The sequence below is a fragment of the Photobacterium sp. GJ3 genome (assembly GCF_018199995.1).
GTDB lineage: Bacteria > Pseudomonadota > Gammaproteobacteria > Enterobacterales > Vibrionaceae > Photobacterium.
On the sequence record NZ_CP073578.1, the window covers coordinates 2,323,888 to 2,346,162 of the forward strand.

A 22,275-nucleotide genomic window follows, 5' to 3' on the forward strand; every position below is an offset into this window, starting at 1 on the left:
AGGAATAACCATGAGCTTAATCGCAGTATTAACAAACGACTTACAATATGAGTTAGTTGAAAAGAATCAAGAAAGACTCCAGGCAGTTGAGGAATTCAAACCATTCTTCTGTAATTTCTTAGACCAAATCAGAGAAATGGGTCACTTGGTTGTTCATTTACAACTCATCAATGACCCTAATGATCCGAATGCCGAGCGCTATGACGGACATCTGCCAGTTCAAAAAGGAAGCCAAGGCGCTGAAGTCATTGCTGAGTTTCTTCACCCTGACGATATCATCATGGAAAAAAGTAAAGACAGTGGCTTCTTTGATACAGATTTAGACAAAGTCCTAAAAGAAAAAGGGGTTGAAACCGTTGTTGTGACGGGAATGCAAACCCAAATCTGTGTACAAACAACTGCAGCCGATGCATTTTTTCGTGGTTTTAACGTCTGGGTACCTGACGATGGCGTTGTTTCTGCCCGAGCTGAAGATAAAGAGCGAGCACTAACTTGGCTGGACGGCTATTGCGCCACTGTCAGTACCACAGATGAAATCATTCGTACTCTGGGTGAGCATGGTGAATTACCTCGTAAAAAAGTCTATATCCCATAATTCACCGGAAACAGTCAAAGGTACAACAATGCTTGATAATCAACATGTCGTTCTTGACCATGGTACAGGTGCCAAACTCAGTCAAGATATTATCGCTTTCATCACAGATATTCTTGGTCCTGCCCATATCGGTGAGATGGAAGACAGTGCTATTTTGCCAATCAACGGCAGTAAGATTGCAATGACCACAGACTCTTATGTCGTCACACCCCATATTTTTGGTAACGGGAACATTGGCAAGATTGCGGTGTGCGGCACAGTTAATGACATTGCAGTAAGTGGTGCTAAGCCCCTGTATATCACGCTGGCAATGATCCTTGAGGTTGGTCTCAGTTTCTCTGAGTTACGCACAATTGTCGAATCAATCCGGGATACGGCCTTAGAAGCTGGTGTAAAGGTTGTTGCAGGTGATACCAAGGTCGTCAATAAAGGTGAAGCTGACAAAATCTTTATTAACACAACTGGTGTGGGTGTTTTAGAGCGAGAAGAACAACACAGTAAACGCGTTCGTCCTGGCGACAAGATCATCCTTTCCGGTTTTTTGGGGAATCACTCAATCCACCTGCTTTCATTACGAGAAGGGCTGGGTTTTGAGTCACGAATTCTCAGCGACTGCGCACCATTGAATCAGGTAATAGATACATTGCTGACTTCTCCATTCAGCAACGACGTTCATTGTATCCGTGATGTCACTCGTGGTGGATTTGCAGAACTTTTGCAAGCATTTACCGCAAGCACTGGCTACGAACTGGAAGTCAGTGAACAGGCGCTGCCGATCCAGGCTGAAACAGCAATGGCAGCGGATATGCTGGGTGTAGAGCCCATTCATTTGGCGAATGAAGGTTGCATATGTTTGTTCGTCAAACCTGATTCAGAACAACAGGTTGTTCAGTTCCTGCGTGAATTTGATTACTGCCGCGAGGCCGTGTCTGTAGGGACAGTCCTGGAAGTTGAAGGTCGTCGTGTCACTCTCCTGAAAGAAGACGGTACTAAGGTTGCGCTTTCGCAGCTGGAAGGTGCCGAGCTCCCAAGGTTGTGCTGAAGGATGATCACTATGAAACAGATGCAAACTTTCAGAGTGAACGGTGTAGTACAAGGCGTAGGGTTTCGGCCCTTCGTCCACAAATTAGCCTTAAAACATGATCTAAACGGCTGGGTGATCAATGACTCGCAAGGTGTTCGCTTAGGAGTACAAGGCACGCTCGGCGCGTTAGATTCCTTTATCAGTGAATTAAAGCTAAATCCCCCACCGCTTGCACTCATTACAGAGATTATTCTTGAAGACATTTCAGCGCCTGATCCGGCTTGCGAAGGGTTCGTCGTATTAGCTAGTGACAATAAGGACGAAGTAAGAACAATTGTTCCACCCGATTCCTATGTATGTGACGAATGCCTGCAAGAAATGCGTGACATCCACAACCGCCGTTACCAGTATCCATTCATTAATTGTACTAACTGTGGCCCACGTTATTCGCTCATCAAAGGTATGCCCTATGATCGTCCGCAGACTTCTATGGCCGAATTTAACATGTGTGGCCCTTGCTTGAATGAGTATCAAGATATAAATGACAGACGATATCATGCACAGCCCAACGCCTGTCCAAATTGTGGGCCAGCTTTAAGTTATTTTGACCACCAGGGAAATCAGCTTACAGGTAATCCGCTTACGTTGACTCGTGACCATCTGGCACAAGGTAAAATATTAGCCATTAAATCTGTCGGCGGATTCCACTTAGCTGTTGATGCGCATAATCCTGAAGCTGTTGAGCGGCTGAGACGACGTAAAAAAAGAGATTCTAAGGCATTTGCATTAATGGTTCAGAACCCTGAGAGCATTGCTCAAATAGCTGAAATCAATGAGGTAGAAGAGAACTTGCTGACGAGCCCTCAATCACCCATTGTACTTTTAAAAGCCAAGAAAGGCCGGTTACCCGATAACATTGCCCCCAATAACCCAAACCTTGGTATTATGCTGCCTTCCGCGCCATTGCATCATTTGCTTTTCGATGATCAGCGCTTAGAGGTATTGGTCATGACCAGCGCCAATACTTCGGGTGAGCCGACCATCTATCAAAATGAAAAAGCGCTGACCGAATTGACTCATATCGCGGATTATTTTCTTCTCAATGATCGTGATATTGTCACTCGTAATGACGATTCACTTTTATATCTATCCAACAGCCATGGCCATCATATCGCTTCATTCATCCGCCGCTCTCGCGGTTATGCCCCCTTCCCAATCAATGTAAAGAGTGAAGTCAAAAGCATCCTCGCCGTTGGAGCTGAATTAAAAACAACCTTAGCACTCAGTAAAGAGCGTGATGTTTATCTCAGCCAGCACATTGGCGACGTCAAAAATGAGCAAACTTTTGACTCATTACTTGAGTGCTCAAACAAAATGCAACAATTGCTGGACATCCGCCCTGAAGCTATTGCTGTCGATTTACATCCAAACTTTATCACGCATCAATACTTTAAACGAAATGCGACAATTCCAGTCATTACAGTACAACATCATCATGCTCATATGGCGTCATGTATGGCTGAAAATCAATTAGACACACCGGTCATTGGGGCCATTTTTGACGGAACAGGCTATGGTACGGACGGGACAATATGGGGCGGTGAATTTTTCCTCGGCGACTACCATGCTTTTGAACGTAAAGGCCACTTAATGCCATTCAGCCTGATTGGAGGTGATAAAGCCGTCAAAGAACCAAAAAGAGTTGCCATCGCATTGCTTTATCAAGCATTTGGCAATGAAGCCAAAGACTTGCCTGAATCTCTGTTCAGCCATCTTTCTGCGGATGAGAAAAATGTATTTTTTACCATGGCAGAACGTCAAATTAATAGCTTCACCACAACAAGTATGGGACGTTTTTTTGATGGTGTTTCCTCACTATTAAAGGTTTGTCATCAAATCAGCTATGAAGCACAAGCAGCGATTGAACTTGAGGCTTTGCTCGAAAAAGATCTTCATCCTGAGACTCCACTCAATTACGATATTATTGAACAAGATGGTTTATTGATTCTTGACCACCGCCCCATCATTCGCCACCTGGTCGATCTGATCTTATCAGGTACTTCTGCAGCATTAATCAGCCGTCGCTTCCATTGCACGATCGCCGAAGCAACCGTCGCAATTTGTCATCAAATTGCTCAGGCAAGTAAGATTGAAGATGTCGTGCTGAGCGGTGGGGTATTTATGAATGAATTCCTGTTAAGCAATACCATCGCTAGTCTTTCAGATACAGGGCTGAAACCTTACAACCAGACTCTGGTTCCTGCAAACGACGGTGGGATTGCTCTGGGCCAGCTGATGATTGCGAATGCCACGCTGAATCCTGACGTTGGAGAAAAATAACTGATATGCCAAAAGTTATATTTCAAAGCAATGCTAAAGAAATCATGCTGTGTCAGGGAGACAAATTATTATCCATAGATAATATTGATTCAATGGCAATCAGCTTCGGTTGCATGAAAGGAGGCTGTGGAATGTGTGCGATAAGAGTCGTGGAAGGTACACAGAATATTTCCAGAATGGGAGAAAAAGAAATTTCAACACTGGAAAAACTCGGCTATCCAATATCCCAGTATCGACTGGCATGTCAGTGCAGTATTGTTGGGGATATTACAATCGCATAACCCTGCAGGCATCCACAGGTACCTCAAATAGACGCACAGTATCAGGCAGCCACGGCCTGTTTTTACTGACATAAAAGGACAGTGCATGAAGTTCAAGTTAAAAACAACTCTGATCACCTCAGCCGGAATACTAACCCTGTCAATTGGAACCGGCTATGGACTCTTATGGGCTAACTTGCCGCAATTGGAGGGCGAGATTTTACTTCAAGGTCCGGAACATGCCACATCCCTTGAACGCGATGCGCTTGGCACAGCCGTGATTCATGCTACTAATCGGAATGACGCCGCATTTACACTGGGTTATGCACATGCACAAGACCGTTTTTTTCAGATGGATTTACTCAGACGAAATGCAGCCGGCGAGTTGGCTGAATTGTTCGGAGAAGGTGCACTGGAGCTTGATAAAAAACACCGATTTCATCAGTTTCGCAAACGGGCACAACATGCATTAACCCAACTATCGTCTCAGCATCTGGCAATGCTCGAACAGTATACGAAAGGCGTCAATGCTGCGCTCAAAGCCCAGCGCATAAAAAGCTTTGAGTATCTGCTGAGCGGTACGGCACCATCGCCCTGGAAAGCAGAAGACTGTTTTCTGGTGATTTACTCGATGTATCTTGACTTGCAAGCCAATACAGTACAACGCGAAAAGGTGCTAGAACGCCTGAGACAATCGTTCGGGCCGCAAATGACAGCTTTTGTCACACAAACGAATCCATTACAAGCCGCAATAGATGATTCATTTTTACCCTTAACCCATATTGATATCCCCCCCTGAAAATCCCGACAGTCTCACTCACAGCCTATCACCCCATTGGCGAGCTGGACGTATTAGGGAGTAATAACTGGGCCGTCACCGGAGAGATGACCCAATCCGGCCACGCGATGCTCTCCAATGACATGCACCTGAACCTGAATGTACCTGTTATCTGGTACCGAGCACAACTCAACTTCCCTTCCCAGAACGGCCCAGTACAGGTGACTGGCGTCAGTCTGCCAGGGATGCCCGTGATTGTCGCCGGCACTAATCGTCATATCGCATGGGGATTCACCAACGGCTATATTGATACAGCAGACTGGGTATTGCTCGACAATACGACCAAAACAGAACAAGTGATAGAAAAGCTGAAAACACCAGAAAAAACGATTGATTACCCCATTGATAGTTCCAGTTACGGACCTGTCACTCAAATTGGTTCCAAACGCTATGCGCTTAGCTGGGTTGCACATGAATCTTATGCAGTGAATCTGGAACTCATGTCGCTTGAAACTGCATCCAGCGTAGCGGATGGATTAACAAAGACCCGAAACACAGGCATTCCTGTCCAGAATATGCTGATCACTGATCGCCAGGGTAATGCAGCATGGCGATTAACAGGGGCAATTCCAGCCAGAGACAATCCACAGCAAAGCCCGGTTACAGTCCGCGAATACCCAACATCCCAGTGGGAAGAACGCGCAAAAAATGTTCCTGTCGTTACAAATCCTGAACACCAAAGACTTTGGAGTGCTAACAACCGAGTCTTGAGTGCAAAAGATAATACCCGTTTTGGTAATGGTGGATATGCAATTGCCAGCCGCGCAATACAGATCCGAGACAAACTGATGGCCAGACAGCAATTTGATGAGTCTGACTTTTTTCAAATGCAACTCGATAATAAAGCGCTGTTTATGACCCGCTGGCACTCTTTATTGTTATCCCAACTGGAATTACATCCGGAACGTTTTCAGGAAGATATTCGGCACCTGAAACAATGGCAAGAATGCGCCTGCGCAACTTCAGTGGGATATACCCTTGCGAGTGCTTTCAGGAGCCACCTCATCGATGCTGTTTTTGCCCCGCTTCAACACCAGTTGTCTGCAGAAGGGTTAAGTCTGAAACCGCTGAAAGACAATCTTGAACCCGCCATCTGGCAACTTTTGAAGGAAGAACCAACCTCCTGGTTACCGACTGGTGAGAAAGACTGGGCGAGCCTGCTCATCAATGTCTATGTCAAATCGCGTGAAGCACTATTCAAAGAACACAGTCCAGATAAAAACCTTGCAGAACTCAACTGGGGCAAGGTGAACACTTTGGCTATCCAACATCCATTTTCAGCGAAGGTACCGCAATTGGGATGGTTGTTGAATATGCCGAAAGTCGAAGGCTTTGGCGGACGATATGAGCCAGCGGTACAGACCCAGAGATTCGGGGCATCTGAAAGATTTGTTGTGCAGCCCGGACGTGAAGAGCATGGCATTTTAACGATACCCGGTGGGCAGTCCGCCAATCCGCTATCGCCATTCTTCCATGCTGGATTTAATGACTATGCTAATCATCGCCATACGCCACTATTACCCGGTGACATACAATACCGCCTAACACTTGCCCCTCTCATTCAAGAAGATCAGAATAATCCAGAGGAATGATCCACCTCGCCTTGAGCGAAGCACCCTCAGCAAGAATCTTCCATGGACCTCCGGGATTCACCGCCGGAGGTCTGTAGGCAAAATTGCTTTGTCGCATCACTCCCTGTTCCGTATAGTTGATTTAACCCTCAAAGCCACATTAACCAGAAAGTGGCCACCGCTATTGGCAATGACCTCTTTATCATCTGATTGAAATGACAATGTACGACCGCCATAACTTGATAGTCATTGACAAACATCACGATTCCGAAAAAACGTTCAGAATCTGGTTTCACATGTGATAGCTTAATTCATCAAAGTGCTTATCCATTGGTGTCACTGTGAAACTCAAGCAATTGAAAAACTTCCTGGTTGTCTCAAAAACGCTCTCTTTCAGCGCCGCGGCAGAAGCGACCTTTCTGTCCATTCCCGCGATCTCAACACAAATCAAAGCACTGGAGGAACATTTTGGCTTCAAACTGTTTGACCGAAACCGGCGTGGTCTGTCCCTGACGCCAAAAGGGGAACAAATTATCCCGCTGATCAACGAGTTTATTGAAGCCACAGAACGACTCGAAAAAGAGATCTATAAAATTCACAATGAAGGCGCAGCGTCCATTACGCTCGCCCTCAACAGCTCATTACCCAATGGGATCTCTGAGAACATTTTTAACGCCGTCCATTCCTACGACAAGATCAGTGATATTGAACTGAGTTATTCCGAAACCAGTGACAACCTGAAAAAACTGGAAGAAGGAACCGTGGACGCGGCGGTCATCATCGGTGAACCCAAACCGCTGCGGCTTGACTGTCATCCGATTCATCTGGGTGAAGTTCCCGCGGTTCTGGCCTGCAGTCATGAAAGTAAAATCACGGATATCGACAGCATTCGCGATAAAATTATCAAGCCCTCGGCCGATTGCCCTTTCTACCAGCTTTACAGAAGCATCGATTCCAAAGAGACGGATGGCACACTCTTTGTCCGGAACAACGTTTTATCCGGCAGTGAGCACTTTACGATTCAATTGATTGAAACCACCAATGCCATTGGCATCGTCTCGAAAAGTAATGCCATCAAGCACCGATTATTTATTCTGGATGAATTTGAAGAAAGGCTGCCCTCGTATTTACTGATTAATAAAAACAAGGTCAGCCAGTCGATCATCGAACAACTGAATACATCACTAAATCAAGAAATGTTCAATGAGCATGTAACACACTACGCCCGACACTACTGAGACGATCAGATTTCTGGTGGTATAAGCAATGATGGCAGTTGGAATAAACGCCAGAAATGACGGATTCGAAAAGCTCAAACTGCCGTCGACAACAACCATATTCGGGATAGTAATCACGCTGATCAGGGATACCGGTAAAAACTCGATACAGTCTTTCAACCATTTCGGCCAGATTTTGGAAGGCACATGCAGCGGCAGGACCCGAGGTAAATAGGTCACGGCAGCCATCAGAATGATCGTCAGCAGAATTATCTTTTCTTCAGGCATAACCCAACTCCACAACCTGCAAATGTCGCGATGAAAATACTCAGTTTCGAATCCATCAACATCATGAGCAATATCATGACGGCAACAGAGGCCAGCATCACAATCACCTTGTCCAGGCGATTCGCCAGTGACGACAATACAAAGATCATCATGGCCGTTAATGCATAACTCAAATCAATCGTGATGAATGATTCAAAGTAATACGCGGTCAGCGATCCCAGAAGTGCACCGAGTACCCAGAATAAATGGCAGGATGTATTGAACATCACAAAGTATTCAGGCGTTGTCTCGGGTTTATCAATGGAGGTGCTGTGATAAGCAAAAGACTCGTCCGTCAACCCATAGCCATAGAGCCATTTAAAGGATGGACTGAACCGGCGCTTTTCGAACTTCTCTGATAAATACAGAGACATCAGCATGTGTCTCAAATTAATCAGGAAAGTCGTTGAAACAATGGTCAGTACACTTGCTCCGCCGGTGACCAGGGCAAGAAATGCAAATTGCGCCGCACCAGCGTACACAACCAAAGACATTACTGCGGGCACCCACAAGGGGAGCCCGCTATTAATGCACATTAACCCGAACACAAAAGAAACCGTAAAATAGCCAGCCACGATTGGGCTGGCATCCCGAAATGCACTGCGTTCCTTTCTTGTAAGCGTTAATTCTGGATTCATAAACGCTCCTATATATCCATTTCAAGCGTGACTTCATCGCTTGTCTGGTTCAATCCCTGCTTCGTCCAGAATTGCAATCCCGCATCATTGTTTTTATGAACAAACAGGAACATGCGATGAATGCCTTTTTGTCGCAGAACCGATTTCACATGCGAAACCAATTGACTGGCAATACCGAACTTCTGAAACATTGGATCGATGGCCAGATGATTAATCGTGGCACGGCTTCCCATCAAACCGCCCATCACCACACCCACAATTTCATCTTCTGCTTCAGCCAGAAACACAACCGACGTATGACTTTTCAAAATGTTTTGCGTTGTAGCCAGGTCCTGCCAGGGACAAAATGATACTTCGGGAAACTGATGAAAAAACTCAATAATGCCCGCCGCATCCGACTCAGTCGCCGCTCTCATTTTGATGTTATCCACGCTGACATAGTTCAGAATGTCCGGACTGTCGTTCAGCTGGACTCTATCGAACCGTGTCATATTCAGATCCCGGTAAAGAAAATGAGATCGCGATAATTTGTCGGTAGCCCCCGGTTTCCGGATCGACCGTTCTGGCGGGAGTCACGTAGTGAAACATTTCCCGGTCAAAAAAGAAGGTGGTATCCAGAATGTCGGTGTATTGCACGGTGATCAGCTCATTTTTATCGGCATCATAGAGTTTGCTGTGCGCACCTTCGACATTCTCTCTGCCCCAAAAATGAACGGCGCTGTACGGATAGCCGTCACTGTGGATACCTTCCGGGGTGATTTCGGTTTCTTTGCCAGCTTCAATTTCGATTCGGATCTGGTGAATCTGACATTGCCAGACTCGGTCCCGAAACTCTTCCGGCAGGGTTTTCGCGTAAACTTCAAAATCCTGCTGAATCAAAGAGCGCAGCACGGGTGAATGAAGGACTTCTTCACCAAAGTCTTCGAAATGACGCTCTTTACCACCGACATAAGCGTTCATTTCTTCCGACTGAAAGTAAGGACGATGTTCTAACGGGCTCAGCTCATTGGTCGCAGGGTTATAGTTAAAATCACTGTAGCGACGATAGCGGCTGGCCTTCCCTTCGTTGCCGAAGTAGATGTCGCCCCCCATCCTCTCCCATGACTTTGTCAGTGAAAAAAAGTCATCAAAATTGCCTGATAAAACAAAGTCACTTCCTTTCACAAACGAGAACTTTTGATCCCTCAGTTCTGCAGTGACATCCTTGTTTAAACGAATCATTCTAGCCTCAAACGTTGTTATATGTTCTGTTAGTCAGGAAAGGTTACTGATACTTTCATTAATCAGGTAACGCATTTTTTTAAGATGGTTTAAGTTTTTTTTAAAGCAGATTTCAAAACGCTCAATAACACACCACAAAGCTCAATAAACACACAGCTGTATTACCCTAAAAGAGCTCCTTTTTGATCCAGCCGGGACCTGTACCCGGCTTCGATTCAGAGGGAACATGATTTCAGTCATCTTCTTTTTTCATGAATGCAACATCGACAGACCTCAAGAAAAGATGATGGCGTTTATTCAATCGTCGCATCAGCACACAAAGAATCACGCAGGGAATGAAGACAATCGGACGTGGCATGATGACAGACAATACCAGAGAGAATAAAAACAGAGACACAATTACGACCACTTCCGTCAAATAAATGGCAATTCACCTCTAACGAAAATAAAACCTCAACTCTCAATCAGAACATTCAAATATAGCAATCAATAAAATACCGTTCATTACTCAATCACACGGTTTATTTAAAATTCAGAATATGCTGAATTTTATCTGCTTGTAAATAAATCAACGCTGAAGAACCCCTGCCAATAGGGCGTTTCAAATGGAAAAGTTAATTCTCAAAGAAAACAAACGGAAGTGATAAAAATATACGTAGACTTTAAACACTTGTTTTGCTAGCTTCATCATCATAATAAAACATAAATCACTACTTCTTTATCACTAGAGCGTAGGATGATTCGAATATTTATTCGTTATCGGCTTGCGAAACTATTGGTATTCATGCGTCATTCATTGGGCGTCAAAGAAGAGGAGTATATTAGTTGATAATAAATTAGTTATCAGCCGATATATTCACCTGTATCCGACATTGTTGGATATGAAGAGGGAACCTGAGCAAACCTGTTCCTCCTTTTTTATAAGGAAATCTCTATGAAAAAGAACAAACTTTTTGCACTCGCTGCATTACCACTTTTAGGGATGTCATCTTTCGCCAATGCGACACTATATGGTGATTGCATTGCATCGGGTGATCCACTGGTTGATGCCAAGTTTGGTGGTTCTTACACCAAAGACGTGGACGATTCCTCTCAAAAACTTGCGGCTTCAACGCTGAAAGGTTTCCTGAATGTTCAGGGTCGCAACAGCTGCCTGCGGGTTGAAGGGGTTGCGGGCATTGACGGTCATCTGCTGAATAACGACATTGAGGTGGCTTCTGTCAAAGCTGGTGCAACAGCAACCAACGAAGCACAGTTCGGCGTGGATGGCCATGTGAATGTCATGGGCACGGACATCATTTCTCAGGAATACACGCTGTCGACTGAAGACGGTGCACCTCTGAAAAAAGATCTGCCGATTCTGCCGATTCCGGACTTAGGTCTGTATGCCGGTATTCCGCTGGGTCCAGTGATCCTCGACGTGGGTGTTGGAGTAAGAACCAAGCTGAACGTCGCGCTGGAAGCCGGTTATGACAATCTGGAGCTGACAGCAAAAGCAGTCCCGAATGCGGACGTGAAAGGATTTGCCGAAGCTTCTGCCCGTATCCTGTTGAATAAAATCTCTCTGGGTGGCGAAGTGGATGTGATCTCGGATGATCTGGCATTCTCCACTTACGCGCGCTGGGAAGCGGCACAAAACGGATTCGGATTTGGGTACGGCATCAAGAACACTGCAAATCTGGCCGGTGGTAATATCTACGGCTCCGTCAACGACAAGTACAAGCTGACGATTTACGAATGGCCTGGCTATACCTTTGAGAAAACACTTGCTGAAGGCAGTACCTTCCTGCCAGTGAAATAATCTCAGGGTTCCCCTTCACTCCCCGCACCTCTGGTGCGGGGAGCTCCATTTGTCATGAGTCAAAATGCTATGAAGAACAAGTTCCTAATCCTGACGCTGATCGTCTGTGCTGTCGCCGGTGCTGCCTTCTATTCATGGATGTCACCCGACGATGTCTCCGGCACGCCTCAGACGGCCGCTGCGCTGTCGACAGAAAACCAGGCCACGTCATCTCCACAGGATCCGATGCCAGCCGGAATTCAGGTGCCCCCTGTCCTACCGTTATCGCAAAAAAAACGACCGGGACAAGATTACAGCAAACTCAGCTACGCAATGCTCTATCAGGGTGACATTGCTTTTTCTGCCCCCGGCACACAAATCGAACAGACCATCCACTTTTCAGTGGCAGGTCAGCTGGTTCAGTACCGGCAAATTCAGGACACCGGCATTTACCACCTGCTCCGGATGACCGCCCCTGAAGTTTCGGCCACCATTGGTCAGCAACCGAATCCGGAAATTGTCGCTGCGGTGAAATCGCAAATGCAAACAGGGATAGAGATGCTGACAACGCCAGAAGGCGAAATTCTGGAAGTTTATCTGTCAGAGCCCCACTCAACGCTGAAATCAATGGAAACCGTCGCTTTCCTGATGCAAAACATTGTGCCAGAGTCCATCAGCGCCCCTGAGCAATGGCAACGTTCTGAGCAGGATTACAACGGTGAGTTCACCGCATTTTACAGCCTGAAAAAAGACGACACAGGCAGTGCCGACGTATACCAGTTATTCAAACAGCGTGAACTGGAAAAGGCCCTGTATGATCAGGCCCGGGGACTGGAGAGAAAACTGACAGCAAGCTATACCTTCAGCCATGAGGCCAGTTGGAATCAGGCCCACCGCTTCCTCAATTCCCTGTCGGTGGATGAAGAAGTCCGCCATCAAATGAACAATGTGCCGCTGGCCAGCAGCTGGAACCAGCTCACACTGACGCTGAGCGAATGGTCCCCTCAGGTGAGTGCCGAAGATCTGGCGCTGATTCAGCAGGTGCAGGCGCAACGCAGCATTCAATTATCTGCTGCAGAGGTATTTCAGTCGGCCACGGGCAACCGTACGGCACGCGACGGCAGTGTCATGAATGCTGACGATGCGAATGCAGAGACCGAAGCTGACGCACAGACGAACCGGGTGTCTGCTGAAGCCGCTTATCAGGAAATCCAAGCCTTATATGATGAAATGCTGGCTCTGGATGGCCTGGAACGCGTGAAGGCAGAAAATCAGCTCAGTACACTGTTGCAGGATTTTGCCCGTACCTATCCGGACCAACTGGATTTAGTGACCGATGATCTCAAGCAGTTCAGTCCGCAGGAACCGGGATTCAGTCTGTATCTGAGTGCGCTGAGTACCGTCTCCAGCCGTCCGGCCCAGGATGCGATGCTGACAACGCTGAATGCAAGGATGAATGAAAATCAGGCTGCGGCCTCGATCATGGCAGCCTTAGCGCTTTCGCCTCAGGGGAATACCCTCACCTTCGAGCGCTTCTCCAATATGGTTGATCGCAGTCCGCTGTCTGACAATCTGTCGGCGAACGTCGATCTGGCGAAAAGTGCCATGGTACAACGCATGGGTGTTGAAGATACGGCAACCGCAGATCAGTATGTCGCTTCACAATTGCAAAAGCTCAAAGCTTCCGATGATGCGTCCGCCACAATGCATCAGCTGACCGTCCTGGGGAACATGGGCCAGTACCTGAGCTTTTCGGATCTGCAGCAATACACTGAGCAGCCCAACGAGACGATCCGCCAGCAAGCCACGCACGCTCTGCGCTTTGTGCCGGGGAATGACGCAACCAGCTACCTGATGGATACACTGAAGGATGGTGGCAACAGCGCTACGCGCGAAGTCGCCGCGAACTCACTCAGTTACCGCTCTCTGGATAACGGTACACTGGCTCAGATCCAGCAGCAGATTGACGTAGAACAGAATCAGCAGATTAAAGAAAGACTGCAAGGGATCGTGGATAAATACGCCACGCCGGAGATTGCTCAGCAATCACATTGACTGGGATTGAATCTCTGCAAAGACCTGTGCCAGACAATCGGGAGAACCCTGCTTCCGCTTGATTGTCTGGCATCACTCAGACTTCCGGCACCAATGGCAGCCCTTCAGGCATACGTTTTGGGATCCGGATGCTCACCGTCAGTGCCATCGGCTGCGACTGGGTAAACTGCAAGGCATAGGCATTCTGGCGGCATAAGTTCTCAATAATGGATAATCCCAGCCCAAACCGCTCATTGCTGGTCCGCGACGCATCTAACTGAAACAGTGGCCGGGTCAGGTGCTGCAGCTCTGCCGGTGTCATCCCATGATTCAGATGATTTGTCACTGCCAGTTGATATCCCTGCGCTGTCCTCACCCACTGCATTTCAACCTCACTACCGTCCGGGCTGTAATACATTGCATTATCAATCAGGTTCGTCAGGATGGTTTCTAAACTGAACCGATCGGCCAGACAAGGCTCAGTCTCCTCACACTTCACTTGCAGTCGCTGCTCGATATCCGGGTATTTAAAGGCCAGATCCTGTTTCACCTGAGCAAAGAGATGGCACATCGCCAAGGGCTCTAAGCTGACATTTAATGCTGCTGACGAGGTCCGTTGCAGTAACAGTAAGTTTTCGACGATTTTCTTCATCCGTTTCGAGATATTCAGCATATCCTGCGAATAGGTTTTACTGATGCGCTCATCTTGCGGAAAGCGGAGATACACTTCACTTAAAGCGATCATTTCTGCCAGTGGTGTTTTCAGCTCATGGGCAATATCACCGGAAAGCCGTTTTTCATTCTGGATCAACGCCCGGTTGCTTTGAATGAATGCATTGATTTCGCGCCGAATCGGCTCAATTTCTTCGACCGTTTTCACAGGTTCGGCAAACTGCGCTGCTTGCTGATGGCCCTGTTCCTGCTGGCGGAAGTTTTTCAAATCTTCATTTAACTGCTCAAGCGGCTGCAACCCTCGCAGGATCAGGTGGACAGTGATGAAGCGCATCACAACAATGGCCAGCAGGAAGCAACCAATCAGCAATCCATCGACAATCCACAACAAACGGTTTAACCCTTGTGCTGACTCATAGATAGTCAGCGACAGCGGAATCAGCGTATTCGTGTTACTTTTCGGTGAAAAATAAGAGATTGACGCACGCCCAAGGTTCCCATTGGGCATCGTCACCGAGACCACTTTATCGGTCCCCAGCGGGATCTCTTCTTTCACCAGCTCCTGCTCAGGATACGCCGACAGGGTGGCTGAGCGTTGAATGCTATGCCCATCTCTCCAGAACTGAAAAAAATGCGGATCATCCTGATTTTGGTATTGCGGTAAAAAATCATAATCCAGATCGAAAACGACCTGACCGTCAACAATGGTGACCTGCGACTTGAGATAATTGGCCTTGTTGATCATCGACTGCTCAAACTGTGACTCCACCCAACCATCCAGCCAGAGATCAACCGTCAGAAATACGATGAACAAAATCGTGCCGACAACCAGCGAAACGGAATTCACCAGATTTTTCTGAATTGACACTGTTGAACGGCTTTTCAGCCTGGCCCGAAGGGATGTAAACCAAGTCATGTTGTCTCCCATCATCAACTACAGCTGGGCCACATAGCCAAATCCACGCTTATTTTTGACCGGCAGGTTCCCTGACAAAGCACGGACTTTCCTGCGGATCGATGAAATATGAGCCTCGATCGTATTTTTCGACAAATGATCAAAATGACCGACAACGGCCTCGCTGATTTGCTCCACATTCACCACCCGGTTGGGTGAACTGAACAGACACTGCAGAATCTTGAATTCATTCGGAGTCAGATCAATCGAATGTGCCTGATAAGAAAACGTTTTTTCGACCCGGTTGAGACAGAACTCCCCCAAACGCAAACACGGGTCCGCTTGCTCAACGTTACCACGGCGCATCACAGCCAGCACCCGCGCATGCAGTTCATCAAAAGAAAAGGGTTTCGTCAGATAGTCATCTGCACCCTTCATCAGCCCGTCAACCCGATCGACCGTCTCGTTCTTTGCCGAAAGAATCAGCACCCGGGCAGCATTTTTTTGCTGGCGTAATGTGTGTAGGATCTCCATCCCGCTCACACTGGGCAGCATCAGATCCAGAATAATCAGATCGTAAGCGTTGTTCAGGGCCATACTCAGTCCCAGGGAACCATCTCCAGTATCGTCTGTGGTAAACCCGAGATGGTTCAGGCCCACAACCAAACTGCGTCGTAAGGGTTCGGAATCTTCAATAATCAATAAATTCATGTCATCGCCAGAAAAAGAACGCTGAGAAATAGCATACGCCAGTTTGAGTGAAAGCCCTGAACATTGTTCATCAACATCGCTGGCAAAAAATACGCACACAACCCGAAGCCGGACAACATCTAAGCATGGCTCTGGCAGGATTGTGTCACGTCGAGTGCCGGATCTTTGATATCCGTTTGCACCCCGTACAGGCCTAGCAGACTGTGAAAAAAAGCATCATGCGTCAAACTGGCTTGCTGGGCTTTTTGCCTCAGACAGTGCGCATCCAATCCTTTCTGTCTGGCATAATTGTCAGGTAACCATAATAACCAGGGCACTTGGGTTTGCTCGCGTGGCGCAATCGCGTACGGCGCCCCGTGCAAATAGAAGCCTCCCTCCCCCAGCGACTCTCCGTGGTCGGAAATGTAAGTCAGCATGACATTGTAAGTGCTATCTACGTGTTTGAGCTGTTCAATCACTTTCGCGAGAATAAAATCCGTATACACCAGCGTGTTATCGTAAACATTTCTGATTTGCTGATCGGTGCAGTTTTCAATGTCACTGCGGTTACAGGCAGGCTGAAACGGTGCCTGTTCCTCCGGGTAGCGCTGCCAGTATGTCGGTCCGTGGCTACCAATGGTATGGAGCACCAAAACTTTATTCCGGACTTCTCCGTCAATAAACGTTTGAGCGTCATGCAACATCGCTTCATCAAAACAGGTTGTACCGTGACACGCCTCATTTTTCAGATCATGATTCACTGTGTGATAAGGCAGATGTTTCGCAACCCCTTTGTCTCCCCCGTCATTATCAATCCAGAGCGCATCGACACCGGCATGCTGCATCACATCCAACACGTTATCCTGTGTCTTGGCTCTGGCTTCATTGTATTGCGTTCGGGTTAAACTGGAGAACATACACGGCACAGACAACGCGGTGTAAGTACCGCACGAAGATACATCCCGGAAAGAAATCAGCCCCAGCTTTTCTGTATAGGGATTGGTATTTCTCGGATAACCATTATAGGCAAAGTTCATCGCTCGGGCGGTTTCCCCCAGAACAACCACCATCAATGTAGGTTTGCCGTTGCGGGCAGGCAGAACCCGGGCATCTTCACCCTGAAATTGATAAGCAAGCGGTCGGCTCAGATACTTTTTCTCTAAATACCGAAACCCGCTATACACCTGCGCCGGAATAATCATCTTATTCAGGTAATGATTGTTCCGTCCGACAGACGCATAATCTTTATAATGGGTTGCTGCAATCAATCCGATGCCAGCGGTTGCAACCATCAGCACCGCCAGTCTGGAATAAATGGCAACCATCCAGGACCGATGGGGAACAATCTTCACCATGCACAAAAGCAAACAAGGCACCCCGCCAAAACCGACGACATAAAGCAGGGATGCCGGATTCATATAGAAAGAGATTTCAGAGGCATTGGTTTCAAAGACACTTTCCATCATGGTGGTGTCAAAAAGTACATTAAAATTCACTTCTGCATACAATGCGGCGGCCGAGGACAATAGCAGCAGACACATCACCGGCTTCAACAAATAGGGCCAGGCGATAGCAGAAAAAAGAATCAAAAATGCACAAATCAACAGCACAGGTGCCGTCCAGGGAAACCCGCTGTCTGAGACATCCGCACTGAGCATGAAGATTTTCTTCAGCACCGGATAATTCATGACCGTCCCAAAGTAAACAGACAGGATGATTACTAATCCTGTCAGGGTCACAGAAATACGAGGCACAGAAAAATGGCTGATTTTGAGCATGATGACTATCTTGATGGCGGTTCATACTCAACATCTTGGAAGAGAAAACTGAAGATTAACTGAAGAAAGACTGATTGTTTACTGAGGCCTGCTTGGCCGATTCAACACAAACCATGAAGACACATCCGGATGACAACTGAAGCTGGCCACATGAATACGGCTTATCCTGACAGCCGGTAAGGCATCTTCACCTTACCGGCTTGATCAGAAACTTTCCCTTAATGCTTTATTTCCATCGTGTTCGCTCAGGCATGATTTTCGGCTTCATGCAGTGCCACCAGCTTTATATCTTCCGCTTTTACATCGGTAAAGCTCTGGCGATTTGCCACACGTTGGACATAACCCATAATCACCGGATGCGGTTCGACCAACCCGAAAGACGTACAGAATTCAAGTGCATTCCCCCACAGTAAATCCAGTGCGGTAAAACGCTCCCCCAGAAAATAAGGGCCCTCACGCAATTGTTCGATCAGTGCCTGTTGCACAGTTTCATAATCGCTGTAAGGGCTGACAATGCGATCCTGCGGCACCCACCCCATGGCTTTGTCGCACACTGCCGGTTCATAACAGGCCGCGTAATACAACATCCAGCGCAGGTATGGGCCACGCAGCGAATCGTCCAGTGCCGGTGCGAGATTTCCGGACGAGAAGGTATCCGCCAGATAGATATAAATTGCAGACTGCTCCGTGATTAACGCGCCGCGATGCATCACCGCTGGCACTTTCCCAAGCGGATTCACAGACAAATAGTCTGCCTGCCGGTTCTCTCCGGCCAGCATATTCAGCACATGAAGATGAAATGGCACACCCAGCTCTTTGAGCAGAATCAAGACACTCGCCGAACGGGATTGCGGCGCATGAAACAGTACAAGTTCATGTTTGTGATGTGGCATGGAATCAGACATTGGTATTTCCTCTTGTGATGGCAATGAAGACAACTTTAGAAGAGAAACCTGTCAGATATTGTCAGGTTTTATTTTTAATTTATCCTGATTGCACTTCTACATCACACAGGGCGATTTTCATGCGTGCCAGCCGGCTTCTGACCATTTTGATGACACTCCAGTCCCGCGAGCAAGTCAGCGCGGCAGAACTCGCCCGCGATTGCCAAGTATCGGTACGGAGTATTTATCGCGACATCGACAGTTTAAGTGCGCTGGGCATCCCTGTGTACAGCGAACAGGGAGCCCGTGGCGGTTACCGGCTGCTTGAAGGCTATCGCACCCAGCTCAATGGATTCTCGAAACAGGAAATTGAAACGCTGTTCATGCTGGGTTTGTCCGGGCCGATGCAAGAGTTAGGGCTGGCACCGGCAATGTCTGAAGCCAGACTCAAATTACTGGCAGCGATTCCGACCAGCCTCCGCAATCATGCAAACAGATTTCAGTCCTGTTTTTTACTCGATACCCCGGGCTGGTTTACTGAGAAAGAAACCGTGGGCTCGCTGCCACAGCTGTTCAGCGCCATCTGGCAGAAAAATTCCGTCTCGTTCTATTATCAAAGCTGGCGCGGCAGCAGCGAACGGGTTGTCGATCCGCTGGGCATGGTTTTAAAAGCAGGCACCTGGTATCTGGTGGCTCAGTCAAACACGCAGGTCAAAACCTATCGGGTCGCCCGCATCCAGGATCTGAAAATACTGAATCAGTCTTTTGAATCCGATACATCCTTCGACTTATCGGCATACTGGCAGCAAAGCAATCGTCAGATGGAAGCGGCGCTCTATCCCAATACCGCCGAGATTAAACTGAGTGCGAAAGGACTGCGGATGCTGCACAGCCTGAGCCCGCCTTATGTCCGGCAACACACGCAAATTGGGCAAACCGATGAAACGGGCTGGACAACCGTTGTCTTACCTTCTGGCCGGACTGAACAGGCCGTGGTGGAAATGCTCAGATTCGGCCCGGACGTTCAGGTGATCCAGCCAGAAGCACTGCGGCAGGCCATGAAAACTGTGATTGAGGCGATGCGTGGGTTGTATGACGACGATGAATCGTCCCTCTCACGATGACAACCATCCCTCCTGCGAACCTACCGAGGCTCATTGCCGCCAGCTTCGCGCTTCATTCCGAAACCGGATCCCCCGCCCCGGCCTGCGCCAGTAACCATGCTTTCCACTGCAGTTGACCGGGCGTTTCCTGCTGGCCGTGCAGTCTGGTCAGCCAGTAACCCCCTTTGTGCAGATAGATGTCGAAAGGCTGCACCAGTTTTTCTTCTGCAAGCTGCCTCTGAAACATCGCTGGCGGCGCCAGCGCGACCCCATAGCCCTGCATCGCGGCTTCGACCATCGCGATGGAGGAATCAAAAACGATGGCACTCAGTTTCGCTTTCGGCACCACAACTTTGGCTTCCTGCAGCCATAACTGCCATTCATCCGGCTGATAAGAGCGCAATAAGGTGTGATTCAGCACATCTTTCGGCGCCGTCATCGTCCGTCCGATGTCCGGCGGACACAGCGCAGTCAACGGGGCAGGAAAAAGCGCTGTTGCCTCGGTCGCATGCCAGCTCCCTTTCCCGAAACGAATCAGATAATCCAAACCTTCTGCCACCGGATCGGCTTTGTTGTTATGGGTTGAGATACGCAGGTCAATCAGGGGATAGCGCGCCTGAAAATCTGCCAGACGAGGCAGCAGCCAGTTCACTGCAAATGTGCCGACAACGCCCACAGAGACGACTTCTCTGCGGATTCCCTGCATCAACATATCCATTGCATCAGACAGGTTATCAAACGCCCCTTTCACTACAGGCAGCAGCATGACCCCTTCTTCCGTTAAATTGAGCCCTCTGGACTGACGGATAAATAAAGACACGCCCAACTGCGCTTCAAGCATTTTGACCTGCTGACTCACCGCAGCCTGCGTCACGCACAGCTCAATAGCCGCCTTGGTAAAATTCAGATGCTTTGCCGACACCAGGAAAGCACGCATCGCATTCAACGGTAAGTGGGTAACATTCATCTCCAGACCCTAGATTTTCTGATGGCTCATCTTAGATTTCACACATTGTGCCTCAAATGAACTCACTTTAATATCTGCCCATCACCCCGGGGTTCCGAACAAAATCATTCACGTTTAACCGAGTCAGAAGTCACTATGAAACCTATCCTCTGCAATCCAAGAACATTGATCTTATCTGCCCTGTGCCTGTTCTCTGCCGCGGCACCGGTCCACAGCCAAACCGCGACCGACCCGATCAAGCAAGCCGTTGATCTGGAGGCAGCAAGACTGATGGATGCTTATCAGATTCCGGGCATGGCTTTCGGCATCACCATCCGTGGCAAAGCACATTACTACAGCTATGGTCTGGCCGATATCCAGCGTGATCTCCCCGTCACAGAAAACACGATTTTTGAGCTGGGTTCAGTCAGTAAAACCTTTGCCGCAACACTGGCCAGTGATGCCCAGCATCAAGGCAAGCTGTCGTTTGACGATCAGGCATCGGCATACCTGCCCGAGCTGAAAGGCAGCGCCATCGGCGACACTGCCTTAATCCAGCTGGCAACCTATACCGCTGGCGGATTACCCTTGCAGTTTCCAGACACGGTGACGGATCACACGACCATGCTGGACTACTACCGCCACTGGCAGCCCGCATTTCCGGCCGGAACCCGCAGGCAATATTCAAATCCGAGCATTGGCCTCTTTGGCCATATTGCGGCACTGAGTTTCGGAGCGTCCTACCAAACACTGATGGAAAACCGCATCCTGCCAGCGCTTGGGATGACCCAGACCTTTGTGAAAGTCCCCGCTTCCAAGGAGGCTGACTACGCCTTCGGGTACAACGCCGCTGGCGAGGCGGTTCGGGTGACTCCCGGCGTACTGGACGCCGAAGCCTATGGCATAAAATCGACGGCTGCCGATATGGTGCGGTATATCGAAGCTAACGTCGGGACGGCACAGGTGAGCCCCGCAATGTCGCAAACACTGGCCAATACCAGAATCGGGTATTCTCAGGCCGGTCCGCTGACCCAGGGACTGGGCTGGGAAATGTATGCGTATCCGGTGTCGCTGGACACCTTGCTGGCAGGCAACGCAACCGAGATGATTCTCAACCCAATGCCGATTCAGGCCATTGCTGATCCTAAGCCACTTCCGGCACAGATCTGGGTGAATAAAACCGGCTCAACCGGCGGATTCGGTGCTTATGTCGCGTATATCCCTGCTGAACAAACCGGCATCGTGATTCTGGCCAACAAAAATTACCCCAACGCTGAACGCATCAAAGCGGCCTATGCGATCTTAAAAGCTGCCACGCAGTAATTCTTTCCCCCAGCGCAACATCTCATCCCTGTGCCGACCGTCCAACCGACAGGCACAGGGATCATTTCAATGCGCTGCCGCCCGCTCAAATAGCAGAAAGACAACACGGTCTTCCATCCGCCACATCACGTTGAACAGG

At 48.4% G+C, this 22,275-nt stretch carries 20 protein-coding genes; 11 read left to right on the top strand and 9 right to left on the bottom strand.

The annotated features are described in order from the left end of the window. The first annotated feature begins 10 nt into the window (after positions 1-10). The 7 genes from KDD30_RS10495 to KDD30_RS10525 all read left to right on the top strand — a co-directional run bounded on the left by KDD30_RS10495 (position 11) and on the right by KDD30_RS10525 (position 7,866). Positions 11-595, top strand: coding sequence for an isochorismatase family cysteine hydrolase (locus KDD30_RS10495; protein WP_211645828.1), 585 nt, complete (start codon positions 11-13; stop codon positions 593-595). Between the two features lie 28 nt (positions 596-623). Beyond that, positions 624-1,637 carry a hydrogenase expression/formation protein HypE gene (gene hypE / locus KDD30_RS10500; RefSeq protein ID WP_211645829.1) on the top strand — a complete coding sequence of 338 codons (1,014 nt, stop codon included), beginning with the start codon at positions 624-626 and terminating at the stop codon, positions 1,635-1,637. A gap of 12 nt (positions 1,638-1,649) precedes the next feature. Beyond that, positions 1,650-3,959 carry a carbamoyltransferase HypF gene (gene hypF, locus KDD30_RS10505; protein WP_211645830.1) on the top strand — a complete coding sequence of 770 codons (2,310 nt, stop codon included), beginning with the start codon at positions 1,650-1,652 and terminating at the stop codon, positions 3,957-3,959. Positions 3,960-3,964: 5 nt separating this feature from the next. After that, positions 3,965-4,240 carry a 2Fe-2S iron-sulfur cluster-binding protein gene (locus KDD30_RS10510; RefSeq protein WP_211645831.1) on the top strand — a complete coding sequence of 92 codons (276 nt, stop codon included), beginning with the start codon at positions 3,965-3,967 and terminating at the stop codon, positions 4,238-4,240. Between the two features lie 85 nt (positions 4,241-4,325). Then, on the top strand, positions 4,326-5,018 hold the full coding sequence (locus tag KDD30_RS24760) for a penicillin acylase family protein (RefSeq protein WP_211645832.1): 693 nt from the start codon (positions 4,326-4,328) through the stop codon (positions 5,016-5,018). A gap of 44 nt (positions 5,019-5,062) precedes the next feature. Continuing rightward, positions 5,063-6,649 (top strand): penicillin acylase family protein, encoded by a 1,587-nt coding sequence (locus KDD30_RS10520; RefSeq protein WP_256449239.1) that lies wholly within the window; start codon positions 5,063-5,065, stop codon positions 6,647-6,649. 320 nt (positions 6,650-6,969) lie between these two features. Further along, positions 6,970-7,866: a LysR family transcriptional regulator gene (locus tag KDD30_RS10525; RefSeq protein WP_211645834.1), complete on the top strand. Its 897-nt coding sequence runs from the start codon at positions 6,970-6,972 to the stop codon at positions 7,864-7,866. Here KDD30_RS10525 and KDD30_RS10530 read toward each other — a convergent pair. The 4 genes from KDD30_RS10530 to KDD30_RS10545 are packed head-to-tail and all read right to left on the bottom strand — an operon-like array spanning position 7,813 to position 10,031. Then, a complete protein-coding gene (locus tag KDD30_RS10530; protein WP_211645835.1) occupies positions 7,813-8,133 on the bottom strand; it encodes an AzlD domain-containing protein in 321 nt (106 codons plus the stop codon). The genes KDD30_RS10525 and KDD30_RS10530 overlap by 54 nt on opposite strands. Next, positions 8,115-8,810 carry an AzlC family ABC transporter permease gene (locus KDD30_RS10535; RefSeq protein ID WP_211645836.1) on the bottom strand — a complete coding sequence of 232 codons (696 nt, stop codon included), beginning with the start codon at positions 8,808-8,810 and terminating at the stop codon, positions 8,115-8,117. The genes KDD30_RS10530 and KDD30_RS10535 overlap by 19 nt, the downstream gene beginning before the upstream one ends. Before the next feature lie 8 nt (positions 8,811-8,818). Beyond that, positions 8,819-9,301 carry a GNAT family N-acetyltransferase gene (locus tag KDD30_RS10540; protein WP_211645837.1) on the bottom strand — a complete coding sequence of 161 codons (483 nt, stop codon included), beginning with the start codon at positions 9,299-9,301 and terminating at the stop codon, positions 8,819-8,821. Further along, entirely contained in the window at positions 9,285-10,031 is a 747-nt protein-coding gene (locus tag KDD30_RS10545; RefSeq protein WP_256449216.1) for a 2OG-Fe dioxygenase family protein, read from the bottom strand. Before KDD30_RS10545 ends, KDD30_RS10540 begins: the two co-directional genes overlap by 17 nt. A gap of 934 nt (positions 10,032-10,965) precedes the next feature. Between KDD30_RS10545 and KDD30_RS10550 the strand changes: the two genes are divergently transcribed. Both KDD30_RS10550 and KDD30_RS10555 read left to right on the top strand, forming a co-directional pair. Next, positions 10,966-11,832, top strand: a complete 867-nt coding sequence (locus KDD30_RS10550) for a hypothetical protein (RefSeq protein WP_211645839.1) — start codon at positions 10,966-10,968, stop codon at positions 11,830-11,832. A 54-nt stretch (positions 11,833-11,886) separates the two neighbouring features. Beyond that, a complete protein-coding gene (locus KDD30_RS10555; RefSeq protein WP_211645840.1) occupies positions 11,887-13,866 on the top strand; it encodes a HEAT repeat domain-containing protein in 1,980 nt (659 codons plus the stop codon). Positions 13,867-13,942: 76 nt separating this feature from the next. Here KDD30_RS10555 and KDD30_RS10560 read toward each other — a convergent pair whose 3' ends face one another. The 4 genes from KDD30_RS10560 to KDD30_RS10575 form a co-directional block, all read right to left on the bottom strand. Beyond that, entirely contained in the window at positions 13,943-15,433 is a 1,491-nt protein-coding gene (locus KDD30_RS10560) for a cell wall metabolism sensor histidine kinase WalK (RefSeq protein ID WP_211645841.1), read from the bottom strand. An 18-nt stretch (positions 15,434-15,451) separates the two neighbouring features. Beyond that, entirely contained in the window at positions 15,452-16,123 is a 672-nt protein-coding gene (locus tag KDD30_RS10565) for a response regulator transcription factor (protein WP_211645842.1), read from the bottom strand. Positions 16,124-16,242: 119 nt separating this feature from the next. Further along, positions 16,243-17,880 (bottom strand): phosphoethanolamine transferase, encoded by a 1,638-nt coding sequence (locus tag KDD30_RS10570; protein ID WP_249199123.1) that lies wholly within the window; start codon positions 17,878-17,880, stop codon positions 16,243-16,245. A 245-nt stretch (positions 17,881-18,125) separates the two neighbouring features. Beyond that, complete coding sequence (locus KDD30_RS10575) at positions 18,126-18,785, bottom strand: glutathione S-transferase family protein (protein ID WP_211645843.1); 660 nt, start codon at positions 18,783-18,785, stop codon at positions 18,126-18,128. Positions 18,786-18,904: 119 nt separating this feature from the next. Here KDD30_RS10575 and KDD30_RS10580 point away from each other — a divergent pair, with 119 nt between their 5' ends. Then, positions 18,905-19,888 carry a YafY family protein gene (locus tag KDD30_RS10580; protein WP_211645844.1) on the top strand — a complete coding sequence of 328 codons (984 nt, stop codon included), beginning with the start codon at positions 18,905-18,907 and terminating at the stop codon, positions 19,886-19,888. A gap of 52 nt (positions 19,889-19,940) precedes the next feature. Here the strand turns inward: KDD30_RS10580 and KDD30_RS10585 are convergent, their stop codons facing one another. After that, positions 19,941-20,834 carry a LysR family transcriptional regulator gene (locus KDD30_RS10585; protein ID WP_211645845.1) on the bottom strand — a complete coding sequence of 298 codons (894 nt, stop codon included), beginning with the start codon at positions 20,832-20,834 and terminating at the stop codon, positions 19,941-19,943. A gap of 135 nt (positions 20,835-20,969) precedes the next feature. Between KDD30_RS10585 and ampC the strand changes: the two genes are divergently transcribed. Next, positions 20,970-22,136 (top strand): class C beta-lactamase, encoded by a 1,167-nt coding sequence (ampC, locus tag KDD30_RS10590; RefSeq protein WP_211645846.1) that lies wholly within the window; start codon positions 20,970-20,972, stop codon positions 22,134-22,136. Positions 22,137-22,275 lie beyond the last annotated feature (139 nt).